The sequence below is a fragment of the Massilia sp. YIM B02763 genome, assembly GCF_030412015.1.
GTDB lineage: Bacteria > Pseudomonadota > Gammaproteobacteria > Burkholderiales > Burkholderiaceae_D > Telluria.
In genome coordinates this window covers 1-14,051 of sequence record NZ_JASNRD010000009.1, presented here as the reverse complement: position 1 = coordinate 14,051, position 14,051 = coordinate 1, and the positions used below count along the sequence as shown (strand labels likewise).

Annotated in this window: 15 protein-coding genes; 4 read left to right on the top strand and 11 right to left on the bottom strand. The window is 67.7% G+C overall.

The annotated features are described in order from the left end of the window. Positions 1–281 precede the first annotated feature (281 nt). Both QPK32_RS26685 and QPK32_RS13240 read right to left on the bottom strand, forming a co-directional pair. Positions 282–1,025: a LytTR family DNA-binding domain-containing protein gene (locus QPK32_RS26685; RefSeq protein WP_290413288.1), complete on the bottom strand. Its 744-nt coding sequence runs from the start codon at positions 1,023–1,025 to the stop codon at positions 282–284. Next, positions 1,022–2,104: a sensor histidine kinase gene (locus QPK32_RS13240; RefSeq protein WP_290413287.1), complete on the bottom strand. Its 1,083-nt coding sequence runs from the start codon at positions 2,102–2,104 to the stop codon at positions 1,022–1,024. The genes QPK32_RS26685 and QPK32_RS13240 overlap by 4 nt, the downstream gene beginning before the upstream one ends. A gap of 188 nt (positions 2,105–2,292) precedes the next feature. On the opposite strand from QPK32_RS13240, the gene QPK32_RS13235 reads away from it, so the two are divergent. The 3 genes from QPK32_RS13235 to QPK32_RS13225 all read left to right on the top strand — a co-directional run bounded on the left by QPK32_RS13235 (position 2,293) and on the right by QPK32_RS13225 (position 5,774). Next, positions 2,293–3,624, top strand: a complete 1,332-nt coding sequence (locus QPK32_RS13235) for a glutamine synthetase family protein (protein ID WP_374046746.1) — start codon at positions 2,293–2,295, stop codon at positions 3,622–3,624. Positions 3,625–3,807: 183 nt separating this feature from the next. Further along, a complete protein-coding gene (locus tag QPK32_RS13230) occupies positions 3,808–4,596 on the top strand; it encodes a DeoR/GlpR family DNA-binding transcription regulator (protein WP_290413286.1) in 789 nt (262 codons plus the stop codon). Then, positions 4,593–5,774: an MFS transporter gene (locus QPK32_RS13225; protein ID WP_290413285.1), complete on the top strand. Its 1,182-nt coding sequence runs from the start codon at positions 4,593–4,595 to the stop codon at positions 5,772–5,774. The genes QPK32_RS13230 and QPK32_RS13225 overlap by 4 nt, the downstream gene beginning before the upstream one ends. A gap of 105 nt (positions 5,775–5,879) precedes the next feature. On the opposite strand, the gene thpR is transcribed toward QPK32_RS13225, so the two are convergent. The 7 genes from thpR to hda form a co-directional block, all read right to left on the bottom strand. After that, entirely contained in the window at positions 5,880–6,407 is a 528-nt protein-coding gene (gene thpR, locus QPK32_RS13220) for an RNA 2',3'-cyclic phosphodiesterase (protein WP_290413284.1), read from the bottom strand. Between the two features lie 15 nt (positions 6,408–6,422). Next, on the bottom strand, positions 6,423–7,292 hold the full coding sequence (gene panB, locus QPK32_RS13215) for a 3-methyl-2-oxobutanoate hydroxymethyltransferase (RefSeq protein ID WP_374046741.1): 870 nt from the start codon (positions 7,290–7,292) through the stop codon (positions 6,423–6,425). A 117-nt stretch (positions 7,293–7,409) separates the two neighbouring features. Then, entirely contained in the window at positions 7,410–7,757 is a 348-nt protein-coding gene (locus tag QPK32_RS13210) for a DMT family protein (protein WP_290413283.1), read from the bottom strand. Further along, positions 7,757–8,233 carry a 2-amino-4-hydroxy-6-hydroxymethyldihydropteridine diphosphokinase gene (folK, locus tag QPK32_RS13205; RefSeq protein ID WP_290413282.1) on the bottom strand — a complete coding sequence of 159 codons (477 nt, stop codon included), beginning with the start codon at positions 8,231–8,233 and terminating at the stop codon, positions 7,757–7,759. Before folK ends, QPK32_RS13210 begins: the two co-directional genes overlap by 1 nt. After that, positions 8,230–9,612, bottom strand: coding sequence for a polynucleotide adenylyltransferase PcnB (gene pcnB / locus QPK32_RS13200; protein WP_290413281.1), 1,383 nt, complete (start codon positions 9,610–9,612; stop codon positions 8,230–8,232). The genes folK and pcnB overlap by 4 nt, the downstream gene beginning before the upstream one ends. Further along, positions 9,609–10,292: an HAD family phosphatase gene (locus QPK32_RS13195; protein WP_290413280.1), complete on the bottom strand. Its 684-nt coding sequence runs from the start codon at positions 10,290–10,292 to the stop codon at positions 9,609–9,611. Before QPK32_RS13195 ends, pcnB begins: the two co-directional genes overlap by 4 nt. After that, on the bottom strand, positions 10,289–10,984 hold the full coding sequence (gene hda / locus QPK32_RS13190; RefSeq protein ID WP_290413279.1) for a DnaA regulatory inactivator Hda: 696 nt from the start codon (positions 10,982–10,984) through the stop codon (positions 10,289–10,291). Before hda ends, QPK32_RS13195 begins: the two co-directional genes overlap by 4 nt. A gap of 175 nt (positions 10,985–11,159) precedes the next feature. On the opposite strand from hda, the gene purM reads away from it, so the two are divergent. After that, the gene (gene purM, locus QPK32_RS13185; protein WP_290413278.1) at positions 11,160–12,203 is read left to right on the top strand and encodes a phosphoribosylformylglycinamidine cyclo-ligase; all 1,044 of its coding nucleotides are present in this window, start codon (positions 11,160–11,162) and stop codon (positions 12,201–12,203) included. Positions 12,204–12,265: 62 nt separating this feature from the next. Here the strand turns inward: purM and QPK32_RS13180 are convergent, their stop codons facing one another. After that, complete coding sequence (locus tag QPK32_RS13180; RefSeq protein ID WP_290413277.1) at positions 12,266–12,862, bottom strand: PEP-CTERM sorting domain-containing protein; 597 nt, start codon at positions 12,860–12,862, stop codon at positions 12,266–12,268. Positions 12,863–12,895: 33 nt separating this feature from the next. Beyond that, on the bottom strand, positions 12,896–14,051 hold a 1,156-nt coding region (locus QPK32_RS13175; protein ID WP_290413276.1), incomplete at its 5' end, for a calcium-binding protein.

Genomic DNA, 14,051 nt, shown 5'->3' with positions numbered 1-14,051 from the left:
AAAAATTCGCGATTATAGCGGCAGAAAACCCCCGTGGGATCGATTTTATCGGGGCGTGTCGGGATGACAACGGTGGGGGGGGCAAGCGTGCGCCGGATGGGGGCGGGTGTGAGCGGAGATGGTGCAACTGTCGTGAAAAAATCGCTAGCTTTAAAACCGTCATTCCCGCGCAGGCGGGAATAGTGCCCCCGGCACTATTCCCTCCATGCTGAGCTGGCAAGCACTGGCTCAGTATGGATCCCCGCCTGCGCGGGGATGACGGAGATTTTTTGCGTCGGCGGTCATATCGCCATGTCCCTCAGTACCTTCGACGCCTCCCTGCTTGCCGTCAGCATCGTCCCGTCCCGCATCCGGATCAGCAGCTGCGATTGCTCGTCCGCCTTCATCGAATCGACGAAGTCGAGGTTCACGAGGGCCGAGCGGTGCACGCGCATGAAGCGTGCCGGGTCTAGCCGGGCTTCCAGTTCCGAGATGCCGATGCGGACCAGGAAGGTGCGGCCGCGCGCGCCGATCGCCGTGTACTTCGAGTCGGCCTTCAGGTAGGCGATCTCGTGCACGGCCAGCGGGAAGATCTGGCCGCGGTCGCGCACCAGGATGCGGTCGAGCCGGCCGTCCGCGCGCCGGCCCGCCTGGTCCAGCGCCGCATCCATGGCCTCGCGCGGCGCGGCCGGCTCGTCCAGCAGGCGCGCCACGGCCGCATCGAAGCGGGCGCGCGTAAAAGGTTTCAACAGGTAGTCGACGGCGTTCAGCTCGAAGGCGGTGACGGCGTACTGGTCGTAGGCGGTGGTGAACACGATGGCCGGCATCCAGGACAGGCGCTTCAAGACCTCGAGCTCCGTCATCTCGGGCATCTGGATGTCCATGAACACGATGTCCGGACGGAGCGCCTCGATCTGGGCGAGCGCGCTGGCGCCATCGGCGGCTTCCCCGGCCAGGCGCAGGCCGGGGTGGGCGTAGATGGCGTCGCGCAGCACGTCGCGCGCCAGCGGTTCGTCCTCGGCGATGAACACGGTACGGGCATTCACGTTGCGGCTCCTTGGGCGGTGGGGATGGACAGGGTCACGGTGAAGCCGGCGCCCGGGCGGGTGTCGATGGCCAGGCCGCCGGCGGGGCCGTATTCGAGGCGCAGGCGGCGGTCCACGGTGCGGATGCCCAGGCCGCTGGAGGCGCGCACGGCGTCGAGCTCGGCGCCGGGGCCGTCGTCGCCCACCGTCAGCGTCAAGGCGCCGGAGCGCGCGTCGACGCCGGTGCGGATCAACAGGCGGCCGGGCCGGCTGTGCGGATTGAACGCGTGCTTGATGCTGTTCTCGACCAGCGGCTGCAGCGACAGCGCGGGCAGCGAACAGCGTCCCGCCGCGTCGTCCAGGTCCCAGTCGACGCGCAGGCGCGCGCCCAGGCGCAGGCTTTCCAGTTCCAGGTAGTCGCGCACGAAGCGCAGCTCGTCGTCCAGCGTGACGCGGTCGCTGCCCGTCTTTTCCGTGTCCAGCACGTAGCGCAGCATGTCCGAGAACTGGAACAGCGCGGTTTCGGCGGCGTCCGGGTTTCGTCTCGTCAGGGCGATGATCGAGTGCAGGGTGTTGAACAGGAAGTGGGGATTGAGCTTGCTGCGCAGGGCGTTCAATTCGGAGGCGATCAAGAGCGAATGCGCCTGCTGGATCGTCAAGGCCTGGCGCTGGCGGGCGGCGTCCAGGCGCACGGCGTGGAACACGCCGGCGACCACGATATACATCATCGCACCGTATAGCGTGGGCCATACGTAATAGGCGAGCGGCCTGGTGGTGCCGTAGTACATTGCCGGTAGCATGGACAGGATCGCATACGACGCAGCCAGGAAGGCGTGGACGAGGAAGACTCCCACCGGCGGCAGGCGCCGGCGTTCGAGGAAGCCTTGCAAGGGCCACACCAGGGCAAGCAACAGCGCCTGCGCGACGACCCACGCCACCGCGGCAAGGCCTTTCCACTTGAAACCGGTGCTTTCACCATTGTCGAGCTGGAGGGCCGCCGCGAGCAGCAGCATGTAGGCGAGCCAGCCGCCGGCATAGCTGCGCCACATGCGCGAGGTCGGGATGTCGGTGGACGGTCGTCGGTCGGTGAGCTGTTCCATAATAAAAAGTATGCCGCAGAAAACAGCGCTTGCGTCGGCGATGACGCGAACTGAGGCTGGCCGGGAACGAAGTGCGGAAACCGGGCAAGGCGGGCGCGACCCGGGCGCGGCATGCCGGGGCGCGATGCTATAGTGGGCCGCACCGCAACGGCGAGACCCCGATGAGCGCAGCACGCCTGTCCACCATGATGTCTTCCATGCGCGACTTCCTGCGCGAGCACAACATCCACGAAGTCGAGTGCGTCATCGCCGACATGACCGGCATTGCGCGCGGCAAGATCCTGCCGAAGGACTTGTTCCTGGCCGGCGAGCACATGCGCCTGCCCAAGAGCGTGCTGCTGAACACGGTGCACGGCGAGCAGCCGGACAACGTGCCCTACGTCGGCGCCACCGACCCGGACATGATCTGCGTGCCGGACGCGTCGACGATCCGCGTCGTGCCCTGGGCCACGGAACGGGTCGCGCTCGTCATCCACGATTGCGAGAACTTCGACGGCAGCCCCGTCGAGCTGGCCCCGCGCGCCGTGCTGCGGCGCGTGCTGGACAGGTATGCGGCGCGCGGCTGGCGGCCCGTGGTGGCGCCCGAGATGGAGTTCTACCTGGTCGCGCGCACGACCAACCCGCATGAGCCGCTGGCCCCGCCCACCGGGCGCAGCGGTTTCACGGAGCAGGGGCGGCAATCGTATTCGATAGATGCCGTCAATGCCTTCGATCCCTTCTTCCTGGAACTGTCGGCGTTCTGCAAGCAGCACGAACTGGGCGTCGAGACGCTGATCCACGAGGCCGGCGCCGGCCAGATGGAAATCAATTTCGCCCACGGCGATGCGCTGGAACTGGCCGACCGCGTGTTCCTGTTCAAGCGCGCCGTGCGCGAGACGGCGCTGCGCCACGGCATCTTTGCCACCTTCATGGCCAAGCCGATGGAAACGGAGCCGGGCAGCGCCATGCACGTGCACCAGAGCGTCGTCGACGGCAGCGGGAACAATATTTTTTCCGACGCGGCGGGCACGGAAAGTACCTTGTTCCGCCACTTCATCGGCGGCCTGGAGCGCTACGTGCCGCCGGCCACGCTGCTGTTCGCGCCGCACGTGAATTCCTTCCGGCGCCTGTCGCGCTTCCAGTCGGCGCCCATGAACATCCACTGGGGCTACGACAACCGCACCTGCGGCATCCGCATCCCGAACTCCGGCCCTGCCAGCCGCCGCGTGGAAAACCGCGTGCCGGGCGTGGACGTCAATCCCTACTTGGCCATGGCCGCCACGCTCGCCTGCGGCTACCTCGGCATGACCCAGGGCATCGAACCGGCCGCCCCCACCGCGGAAAGCGCCGAACACGTCCACGGCGAACTGCCGCGCAACCTGGAAGACGCGATCGGCCAGCTGCGCGCCTGCCCGGCCCTGGCCGACATGCTGGGCCCGCTCTTCGTCGAGGCCTTCTGCGAAGTCAAGGAACTCGAATTCGCCACCTTCTCGCGCGTGATCAGCTCGTGGGAACGCGAACACCTGATGCTGCTCGTCTAGCTGCCCCAAACCCGTCGCCCCTGCGCAGGCAGGGGCCTAATTTGTGTGCCGGGCTGTTCACATGACATTGGGCCCCTGCCTGCGCAGGGGCGACGCCAGTGATCAATTCCGCGTGCACGTTTTTGCATGGTGTTGCATGTTCATGCGTAAACCCGTAGAGTGCATGGTATTCAAGGAGGAACCATGCAACTTGCGGAAGAACGGCGGCAATCGATCGTGGAACTGGTCGATCGCCAGGGAAAAGTGCTGGCGGCCGAGCTGGCCCAGCAGTTCCGTACATCGGAAGACACGATCCGGCGCGACCTGCGCGACCTCGATGCGGCCGGCCTGCTGCGCCGTGTCCACGGCGGGGCCATGCGCCGCACGCGCGCCGAGCCCAGTTTCGGCCAGCGCGCCGATGCGGATGCGGCCCGCAAGGGCGTGCTGGCGCGGGCGCTGGCGGAGAGCGTGCGGCCGGGCGATACCGTGCTGGTCGATGCCGGCACCACCAATCTTGCTTTCGTGCGCCTGCTCGAGGACGGCCACGCGGCCACCATCGTCACCAACAGCCCGCGCATCGCGCTGGAGCTGGGCCATATGCGCACGACCCGCGTGATGCTGCTGGGCGGTACCTATGCGGGGCACGCCGATGCGGTACTGGGCGCCCACACGGTGGCCGAGATCCGGCGCCTGCGCGTGAACCTGGCCGTCGTCGGCGTCTGCAGCGTCGAGGCGGACCGAGGCCTGGGCGCCGGCAATATCGAGGAAGCCGAGGTCAAGGGCGCGATGCTGGCGGCGGCCAGCCGCCGCGTCGTGGCCGTGCTCAACGAGCGGCTGGAAGCGCCGGCACCGTTCCTGATCGCGCCGCTGTCCGAGGTCGACCAGCTGGTGCTGGAACCGGACGTCGCCCCGGACGTGCTGGCGCGCCTGCGCCAGGCCGAACCGGCCCCGGACATCCGCCTGGGCAGCACCACGACAAGGAGCAAGGCATGACAACGATGAATGACGGCGCGATGAACGACGACGCGGTCCTGGCACGCCCGTCCGCGACGGTCGAAGCGGCGCGCTGGGCGATCTCCCTGGTCTTCCTGCTCAACGGCGCCGGCATCGGCCTGTGGGCCGCCCACGTGCCGCTGGTGCAGGCGCGCGCCGGCATCTCGACGGGCACGCTGGGCTTCCTGCTGCTGACGATCGCCGGCGGCGCCATCGCGGCGATGCCGCTGTCGGGCTGGCTGTCCGGACGCTGGGGCACGCGCGCCGTGGTGCTCGCCGCCGGCTGGATGTTCGCCGTCATGTCCGTCGTCCTGATGAACGTGAGCGACGTGACGGCCCTGTTCGTGGCGGCCTTCGTGTTCGGCGCCAGCAACGGCCTACTGGACGTGTCGATGAACACCAATGCGAGCGAAGTGGAAACGGCGCGCGGCATTCCGACCATGTCCTCGTTCCACGGCTTCTACAGCCTGGGCGGCCTGATCGGCGCGGCGCTGGGCGGCATCGTGATCGGCGCCGGCTTCGGCGACGGCCGCGGGGCGCTGGCGGCCGGCATCCTCTTCGCCGTCGTGGTGGCGCTGTGCGCCCGCTTCATCCTCGTCGCGCCTCCCGCCTCGCACGGCAGCCACTTCGCCGTGCCGCGCGGCCCGGCCCTGTTCCTCGGCCTGCTGGCGCTGCTGTGCTTCGCCGTGGAGGGCGCGCTGGTCGACTGGAGCGCGCTGCTGCTGACCGAGCGCACGGGCGCGGAGCCCGCATCGGCGGCCCTCGGCTACTCGGCGTTTTCCGTCACGATGGCCGCCTGCCGCTTCGCCGGCGACCGCCTCGTGCTGCGCTTCGGCGCGGCGCGCGTCATGACGGCGGGCGGCATCGGCATCTGCGCGGGCCTGCTGCTGGCCGTGACCAGCACCCATTTCCTGCTGTCGGCGCTGGGCTTCGCGCTGATCGGCCTGGCCGCGGCGAACGTGGTGCCGGTGATCTTCTCGGCGGCCGCGCGCGTGCCCGGCATGTCGGCGGCCGGCGGGCTGGCGGCGGTGGCGACGCTCGGCTACGCGGGACTGCTGCTGGCGCCGCCGATCATCGGCTCGATCGCGGCGCACAGCAATATCGCGGTGGCGCTGGGCGTGTTGTCGCTGGCCGGCATCGTGGTGGCCTTGAATGCGAAGGTCGTGAAACGTTCGTAGGGTGGATGGCCCCGCCGTCCACGCGCCGATACGCGTCGTTGGTTACATTGCGCTCCCCGTCGGAGCCAGCTCGGTTTGAACGCGTGGACGGCACAGCCGTCCACCCTACCGGTATTCCCGTAACACGGTATAACCCACGCCCGGCCGCGATTCGACCAGCGCATAGCGGTCCGCCCGCCACACGATCTCCGGCCCTTCCTGCGGCGGGGCGGCATCGCGCGCCCGGCGCGCCATCGTCACGTGCGGCCGGTAGGCGCGCTCCTCCGGCTGCAGGCCCAGGTCCTGCAGCGATTGCGCCAGGCCCGCATGCAGGTCCAGCAGCGCCCGCGGCACATCGTGCGGCGCCAGCACGGCGATGCCGTTGTGCCACAGCTCGGCGCGGCCCAGGTACAGGGCGAAGGGAGAGAAGGGAAGGGAAAAGCCGTCCAGCAGATCGGGCAGCCGCTCGGACGGCACGCCGCCGAGGAAGTGCAGCGTGAGGTGCAGCTTGGCGCTGTCGACGGGCGCCGCGCCGCGCGGCCAGGTCCACCGGTCGCGCCATGCGCGCAATTGCGCGCGCACGGCATCGTCGGGCCACAGCGCCAGGAACAGGCGCAGGGAAGACGGGGCAGGGGAGGGGGCGATCTCGTTCATGCCCCCATCCTACGCTCAGAAGCAGTGTTCCGGCGCCGGGAAGCTGCCGTCCTTGACGGCCGCCACGTAGGCGCCGACGGCGGCGTCGATGCTCGTCTGGCCTTCCATGAAGTTCTTCACGAAGCGCGCCTTGCGGCCCGGGAACACGCCCAGCAGGTCGTGCATGACGAGCACCTGGCCCGAGCAGTCCGGGCCGGCGCCGATGCCGATGGTCGGCACGCGCAGCATGTCCGTGACTTCCTTGCCGAGGGCGGCCGGCACGGCTTCCAGCAGCACGATGGCGGCGCCGGCATCCTGCAGGGCCCCGGCGTCGCGTTTGAGCTGGTCTGCGCCGGCGTCGGTCTTGCCCTGCACCTTGTAGCCGCCCAGCTGGTGCACGAATTGCGGGGTCAGGCCGATGTGGGCGCAGACGGGAATGCCGCGCTGGACCAGGAAGTGCACGGTCTCGGCCAGCCATTCGCCGCCCTCGATCTTGACCATGTGGGCGCCGGCGCGCATCAGCGCGGCGCAATTGTCGTAGGCCTGTTCCTTGCTGCCGTAGCTGCCGAAGGGCAGGTCGGCCAGCACGAGGGCGTTCTTGCTGCCGCGCTTGACGGAGGCGGTATGGTAGGCGACGTCGGCCACCGTCACCGGCAGCGTCGAATCGTAGCCGGCGCAGACCATGCCCAGCGAATCGCCGATCAACAGGATCTCCACGCCGCAGCGGTCCATCAGGGACGCGAAGCTGGCGTCGTAGCAGGTGAGCATGGCGATCTTCTCGCCGGCGGCGCGCATGGCCATCAGCGAGGGAATGGTCACGGCCTTCTGCACGGGCTTGGCGGGCGCGGGCGCCACGTTCGATTGTCCCGGGGCCGCCATGTCCTTGCCACCCAAATATCCGCTCATAGTATTCCTCTTAAAACAAAAAACCGCCGATAACGACGGGTAGGGTGGGCGGGTACCCCGCCCACGCGGTGATACGCGCAGGGTGCCATTCTGCACCCGAAATCGAAGCCCTGCTGGTCAGGACCTGAAAATGAAATACACCGCCCCCAGCATGCACAGCGCCGCCCACACGTAGTCCAGCTTGAACGGCTGGTCCATGTAGAACACGGCGAACGGCACGAACACGGACAGCGTGATCACTTCCTGCATGATCTTGAGCTGGCCCAGGTTGTACTGGCTCGCCCCGATGCGGTTCGCGGGCACCTGCAGCAGGTACTCGAACAGCGCGATGCCCCAGCTGATCAGCGCCGCCACGTACCAGGCCTTGTTCGACAGGTTCTTCAGGTGACCGTACCAGGCGAAGGTCATGAACACGTTGGACAGGACCAGCAAGCCGCCGGTCTGGACGATCACGGGAAGTTGCATCAGCACAGCCTTTCGATGGATTGGCCGGCCACGCCCGGCAACAGCGACGCCACGCTGCCGCGGCCGGGAATGACGAGGTCGGGGGCGAGTTCGGCCAGCGGCGCCAGCACGAACGCGCGCTCGTGCAGGCGCGGATGCGGCACGAGCAGGGCAGGCGCGTCGGCGATCACCTGGTCGCCGTATAGCAGCAGGTCGAGGTCGAGCGTGCGCGGCGCGTTGCGGTAGGGGCGTTCGCGGCCGTGGGCCTGCTCGATGTCGAACAGGGTCCGCAGCAGCGCGTGCGCATCGAGGTCGGTGTCGAGCGCGGCCACGGCATTGACGTAATCGTCGCCCGAGGAATCGATGGGCGCCGTGCGGTACAGCGAGGAGGCCTGCAGGAAGCGCGCGCCGGGCAGGCGCCGAAGGCGATCGATCGCGTCCAGCACGTTCGCGCGCGCGTCGCCCAGGTTGGCGCCGATGCCGACCCAGGCGATCATTCGGCGGCGGCTCCGCCTTCGTTGGCGACGGTGGAGCCGGCCGCTTCGCCTTCGCCCGTCTTGCGCGGGCCGCGGCGGCGCGGGCGCTTCTTGGCGGCGGCGGGCGCCGTCTCGCGCGCCGAGTTGATCAGGCGTTCGCGCTCGGCCACGTCGCCGGCGTAGAAGGTGGCCCACCAGTTGCCGACGTCGGCATCCAGTTCGCCAGATTCGCAGCGCAGCAGCAGGAAGTCGAAGCCGGCGCGGAAGCGCGGGTGCTCCAGCAGCTTATACGGCGCCTTGCCGTTGCGGCGTTCGAAGCGCGGCTGCATGGCCCAGATGTCGCGCATGTCGGTGGCGATGCGGCGCTGCAGGGCCAGCTTGTCGGTCTGGTTGTCCAGCACGTCGTCCGCGGCCAGGTGCAGCGCGGGAATCGGCGATTCGCCGGCGGCGCGGTAGGCGTTCCACTTTTCCAGCACCTGGTGCCACAGCAGGGAGGCGAACAGGAAGCCCGGCGACACGCCCTTGCCGGCGCGCACGCGCGCATCGGTGGAGTCCAGCGCCAGCGTCACGAACTTCATGCCGATCGGCTGCTCCAGCACCACGTCCAGCAGCGGCAGCAGGCCATGGTGCAGGCCCGACGAGCGCAGCTCCTTCAGGCAGGCCAGCGCATGGCCGCTCATCAGCAGCTTGAGCATCTCGTCGAACACGCGCGCGGCCGGCACGTTGTTGATGAGCGGGGCCATGACGGGGATCGGCGCGCGCGTGGCCGGCTCGATCGTGAACTGCAGCTTGGCGGCGAAGCGCACCACGCGCAGCATGCGCACGGGGTCTTCGCGGTAACGCGCTTCCGGCTGGCCGATGATGCGCAGGATCTTGGCGCGGATGTCCTCGATGCCGCCGTGGTAGTCCAGCACCGTCTGCGTGGCCGGGTCGTAGTACATGGCGTTGATGGTGAAGTCGCGGCGCTCGGCGTCCTCGTGCTGCGGACCGAAGTTGTTGTCGCGCAGGACGCGGCCATGCTCGTCCTTCGGCGCATTGTCGCTGCCGCGGCCGCGGAAGGTCGTCACTTCCAGCAGGTCCTGGCCGAACATCACGTGCACGATCTGGAAGCGGCGGCCGATGATGAACGCGCGGCGGAACAGGCGCTTCACTTCTTCCGGCGTGGCGTCGGTGGCGATGTCGAAGTCCTTCGGCTTCACGCCCAGCAGCAGGTCGCGCACGGCGCCGCCGACGACGAAGGCCTTGAAGCCCGCTTCCTGCAGGGTCTGGGTCACGCGGATGGCATTGCCGGACACCAGCTTCGGATCGATGCCGTGCTGTTCCGGTCCAAGGACTACGGGTTCGGTGGGGTCGCGCTCGTCTTTCACGCCAAGGATTTTACGGATGAATTTTTTGATCATTGAACAGATGCGTCGAACAGGTGCAGTAAAGGCCAGCCATTGGCGCTTGCGTGTTGGTGCAGCAGCGCGCTCGGGTTGGTCGCCACCGGATGGGAGACGACCGACAGCAGCGGGATGTCGTTGTGCGAGTCGCTGTAAAAATAGCTGCGCTCGAAGCTGTCGAACGGCCGGCCCAGGGTGTCGAGCCAGGCGTGCATGTGGACCACCTTGTTGGGACCGTGGGACGGCAGGCCGTCCAGCTTGCCCGTCGGGTGGCCGCGCCCGTCCAGCTGCGGACGGGCGGCGAGCAGGTGCTCCACGCCCAGCATCTTCGCGATGGGGGCGGTCAGCCAGGCGTTGGTGGCGGTGATGATGGCCACCAGGTCGCCGGCGTCCTGGTGCTGCCGCAGCAGCGCGACGGCGGACGGCTTGATGGCCGGCGCGATCACGTCCTTCAGGTACTGGCCGTGCAAGTCGCGCAGCACGGCCGGCTCGAAGCCGGCCAGCGTGCCGAGGGCGAATTCGAGGTATTCGACGGGATCGAGCTTGCCGGCGTTGTACTGGGCGAAAAAGGCGTCGTTGCGGCGCTGGTAGTCGTCGGCGTTCACGACGCCCTGGCGCACCAGGAACTCGCCCCATTCGTGATCGGAATCGATCGGCAGCAGCGTATGGTCGAGGTCAAACAGCGCGAGGTTCTTCATTCTTTGGTTTCGTTGTGCGGCGCATTGCCTTGGTTTTCCTGCAGCAGCAGGTCGCGCAGCAGCGGGACCGTGACGGGCCGCTGGGTCTCCAGCGAGTACTGGTCGAGGGCATCCAGCATGGTCGACAGGGAGCGCATGTCGCGCTTGAAATGGGACAGCAAATAGGGTAACACGCTGGCCGACAGCGTCAAACCGCGCGCCTCGGCCGCCTGGGTCAGCGCGGCGATCTTCTGGTCGTCGGACAGGCCGTGGATCTCGTAGACCAGGCCCCAGCCCATGCGCGTGCGCAGGTCTTCGCGCACCGGCAGCACGGCCGGCGGCACCGGGCCCGTACATACCATGTAGGCGCCGTGCTCGCGCACCTGGTTGAACAGGGCGAAGGCGTCGATCTGGCGCTGCGGCGAGAGCTGGTCGATGTCGTCGACCAGGTACAGGCTGGCGTCGGGCGCGTAGACGAATTCGGCGGCGTCGGCCCCGGCCGCGACGTAGCGCGAGCCGGGCGTGGCCGCCAGGCCCTGCAGCAAGTGCGTCTTGCCGGCGCCCGTCTCGCCCCACAGGTAGCAGAAATGCTCGCGCGAGGCGCGCTGCGCGAACTGGTGCATCAGGTGCGCCATTTCGGCATTCTCGCCTATCTGGAAGGTGTCGAGGCTGTACGCCGGTTCGGCGCCTAAATCGAGCACCAGCTGTTTCATCGCGCGATTCTCACGTTTTTAAAAATCAGGTATTTATTGTTATGGCGGTAAAACAGCGTCGTAGCGGGCCGTTTTGATAAAATAACGGATTGACCAGTTGGCCGTCGGCTCCAATGCCGCAAATGTGTCGATCAGTCAACCGCCTACTATTTTACCGCCTCCGCTGCCAAATACCATGAGCCAACCATCTAATGTTTCTCTCTCCTACCGCGATGCCGGTGTCGATATCGATGCCGGCGACGCCCTGGTCGAAGCGATCAAACCATTTGCCAAGCGCACGATGCGCGAAGGCGTGCTCGGTGGCATCGGCGGTTTCGGTGCGCTGTTTGAGATCAGCAAGAAATACAAGGAACCGGTGCTGGTCTCCGGTACCGACGGCGTGGGCACCAAGCTTAAGCTGGCGTTCGAACTGAACCGCCACGACACCGTCGGCATCGACCTGGTCGCCATGAGCGTCAACGACATCCTGGTGCAGGGTGCCGAGCCGCTGTTCTTCCTCGACTACTTTGCCTGCGGCAAGCTGGACGTGCCGACCGCCACCGCCGTGGTCAAGGGCATCGCCGCCGGCTGCGAACAGGCCGGCGCCGCGCTGATCGGCGGCGAGACCGCCGAAATGCCGAGCATGTACCCGGACGGCGAATACGACCTGGCCGGCTTTGCCGTCGGCGCCGTGGAAAAATCGCAGATCATCGACGGCACCAAGATCGCCCCGGGCGACGTCGTGCTGGGCCTGGCCTCGTCGGGCATCCACTCGAACGGCTACTCGCTGGTGCGCAAGATCATCGAAGTCTCGAAACCGGACCTGGAAGGCGACTTCCACGGCCAGAAGCTGTCCGACGCCCTGATGGCGCCGACCCGCATTTACGTGAAGCCGCTGCTGGCGCTGATGCAGTCGATGGAAGTGAAGGGCCTGGTGCACATCACCGGCGGCGGCCTGGTCGAGAACATCCCGCGCGTGCTGCAGGATGGCCTGACGGCCGTGCTGGACAGCAAGTCCTGGACCCTGCCGCCGCTGTTCCAGTGGCTGCAGCAGCACGGCGGCGTGGCCGACGCCGAAATGCACCGCGTGTTCAACTGCGGCATCGGCATGACCGTGATCGTTTCGAAAGAGAACGCGGACGCCGCCATGGCCCAGCTGCAGGCGGCCGGCGAGACCGTCTACCGCATCGGCGAGATCCGCGCGCGTGGCGAGGGCGAGCACCAGACGATCGTCGTGTAAGCGGAAGGTCCGGCCTTCGACGACAAAGGGCGCCGCGGCGCCCTTTGTCTATGGTGCAAACGTCATCCGCGCCGGCGCCGGGCGGCGGCCAGGCCTCCCAGCCCCATGGCAAGCAGCGCCAGGCTAGCTGGTTCCGGCACCTCTACCTGCCGCTCCTCCGTGGTGAACTGGAACACGGCGCTGCGTCCCGTGAAGTAGAAGAAGCCATCCGGACCGGCATCGTAGCTGATCTTCAGGCTGTCGCCAGTGAAGGACAGCAGCGGCACCACCACCTCGTCTTCGGTGAGGTCGTTCGACACGAGCGACAGTCCCGTGATGATTTCGTTGGTGTCGAACCGGATATTGGCGATGTCGGCCACGAAGGTGGAGAAATCGTAGTCGTCCTGGGACAGCAGCGTCAGCGTCCTGGCGACCGGGTCGAGGTCGATATGGACTTTGCCGCCCAGGTAGCCGGACGGGTTGGCGTAGCTGGCGCCGTCATCCAGTTCGATGCCGCTCCCGACCGCCTGGCCCAGGGCCTGCAGCGTGACCGGGCCGAGGTCCGGCGGGCACGTGGTGCATGCCGCCTGGCCGGCCCTGGCGCTGAAGTCGGCCTTGATGACCGTGGCATTGGCGCTCGTGCCGGCGAGCGCGAGGAGGAGGATGATCAGTTGTTTCATGGTGTTCCTTTGTCGTTGTCGGATTGGTAGTGGTCATGCGGCCAGCGCGGCGGTATCGGCGACCGGCGCCACCCCGACCAGCGCGACGGCGGGCGCATAGCCTGGGTTGAAGTTGTCGGCCGTGAGGCTGGATGCCGTGACGCCCTTCAGCACGAACAGCGTGTTCCAGGCGACGCCGTCGGACGGCCCCGTGCGGTCCCATTGCAGTTCGGTGTCGGCACCGTTCTGCACCAGGTGCAGGAAGCCGGCCGCGAAGGGATCGCCGCCTGCGTACCCGCTCAGGTAGCCAGTGATGCCGCCCAGCTCGATCCTGTCGCCGCCGCTGCCCACCGTGAAGTCGGTGACGGTCATGACCGCGCTGCCGCTCGTCAGGCCGCTCAGGTAGAGCGTGTCCGCGCCGCTGCCGGTGGTAATGGTCTGGGCGCTGCCGCGGTCGTAGAGGTAGAAGGTGTCGCTGCCGGCGCCGCCGTCGATGACGGCCTGGGTGGGCGCGCCGCTGAGCGAGAAGGTGTCGTTGCCGTCGCCGCCGTACAGCTTGTTGATGCCGCTGTTGTCGGACAGGGTGTCGTTGCCGGCGCCGCCGACCAGCGTATCGTCGCCTTGTTCCCCTTGCAGGTAGTCGCTGTCGGCGCCGCCGTCGAGGGTGTCGTTGCCGAATCCGCCGTACAGGTAGTCGCCGCCGCCCAGGCCGTTGATGGTGTCGTTGTTCGGCGTGCCGGCCAGGCTCTCGCCGTTCTCGGTGCCGTCGATCGTCAGGCCCGTTCCGCTGCCGTCCGGGTTGTAGGCGGGGTTGAAGTTATCGAGCGTGAAGGCGGCAGCATTCGTGCCCTTCAGCACGAACAGCGTATTCCAGGCCGCGCCGTCGCCGCTGCCCGTGCGGTCCCATTGCAGTTCGGTGTCGGCGCCGTTCTGCACCAGGCGCAGGAAGCCGCCGGCGAAGGGATCGCTGCTCGCCGCATATCCCGTCAGGTAGCCGAAGATGCCGTTCAGGTCGATCCTGTCGCCGCCGCCGCCCGCCATGAAGTCGGTGACGGTCACGACCGCGCTGCCACTCGTCAGGCCGCTCAGGTAGAGCGTGTCCGCGCCGCTGCCGGTGGTAATGGTCTGGACGCTGCCGCGGTCGTAGAGGTAGAAGGTGTCGTTGCCGTCGCCGCCGTCGATGACGGCCTGGGTGGGCGCGCCGCTGAGC

What these genes read in the sequence shown, in the direction of transcription:
- QPK32_RS13240 (WP_290413287.1), bottom strand. Translation starts at nt 2,104, where the DNA reads ATGGAACAGCTCACCGACCGACGACCGTCCACCGACATCCCGACCTCG.
- QPK32_RS13235 (WP_374046746.1), top strand. Translation starts at nt 2,293, where the DNA reads ATGTCTTCCATGCGCGACTTCCTGCGCGAGCACAACATCCACGAAGTC.
- QPK32_RS13230 (WP_290413286.1), top strand. Translation starts at nt 3,808, where the DNA reads ATGCAACTTGCGGAAGAACGGCGGCAATCGATCGTGGAACTGGTCGAT.
- QPK32_RS13225 (WP_290413285.1), top strand. Translation starts at nt 4,593, where the DNA reads ATGACAACGATGAATGACGGCGCGATGAACGACGACGCGGTCCTGGCA.
- thpR (WP_290413284.1), bottom strand. Translation starts at nt 6,407, where the DNA reads ATGAACGAGATCGCCCCCTCCCCTGCCCCGTCTTCCCTGCGCCTGTTC.
- panB (WP_374046741.1), bottom strand. Translation starts at nt 7,292, where the DNA reads ATGAGCGGATATTTGGGTGGCAAGGACATGGCGGCCCCGGGACAATCG.
- QPK32_RS13210 (WP_290413283.1), bottom strand. Translation starts at nt 7,757, where the DNA reads ATGCAACTTCCCGTGATCGTCCAGACCGGCGGCTTGCTGGTCCTGTCC.
- folK (WP_290413282.1), bottom strand. Translation starts at nt 8,233, where the DNA reads ATGATCGCCTGGGTCGGCATCGGCGCCAACCTGGGCGACGCGCGCGCG.
- pcnB (WP_290413281.1), bottom strand. Translation starts at nt 9,612, where the DNA reads ATGATCAAAAAATTCATCCGTAAAATCCTTGGCGTGAAAGACGAGCGC.
- QPK32_RS13195 (WP_290413280.1), bottom strand. Translation starts at nt 10,292, where the DNA reads ATGAAGAACCTCGCGCTGTTTGACCTCGACCATACGCTGCTGCCGATC.
- hda (WP_290413279.1), bottom strand. Translation starts at nt 10,984, where the DNA reads ATGAAACAGCTGGTGCTCGATTTAGGCGCCGAACCGGCGTACAGCCTC.
- purM (WP_290413278.1), top strand. Translation starts at nt 11,160, where the DNA reads ATGAGCCAACCATCTAATGTTTCTCTCTCCTACCGCGATGCCGGTGTC.
- QPK32_RS13180 (WP_290413277.1), bottom strand. Translation starts at nt 12,862, where the DNA reads ATGAAACAACTGATCATCCTCCTCCTCGCGCTCGCCGGCACGAGCGCC.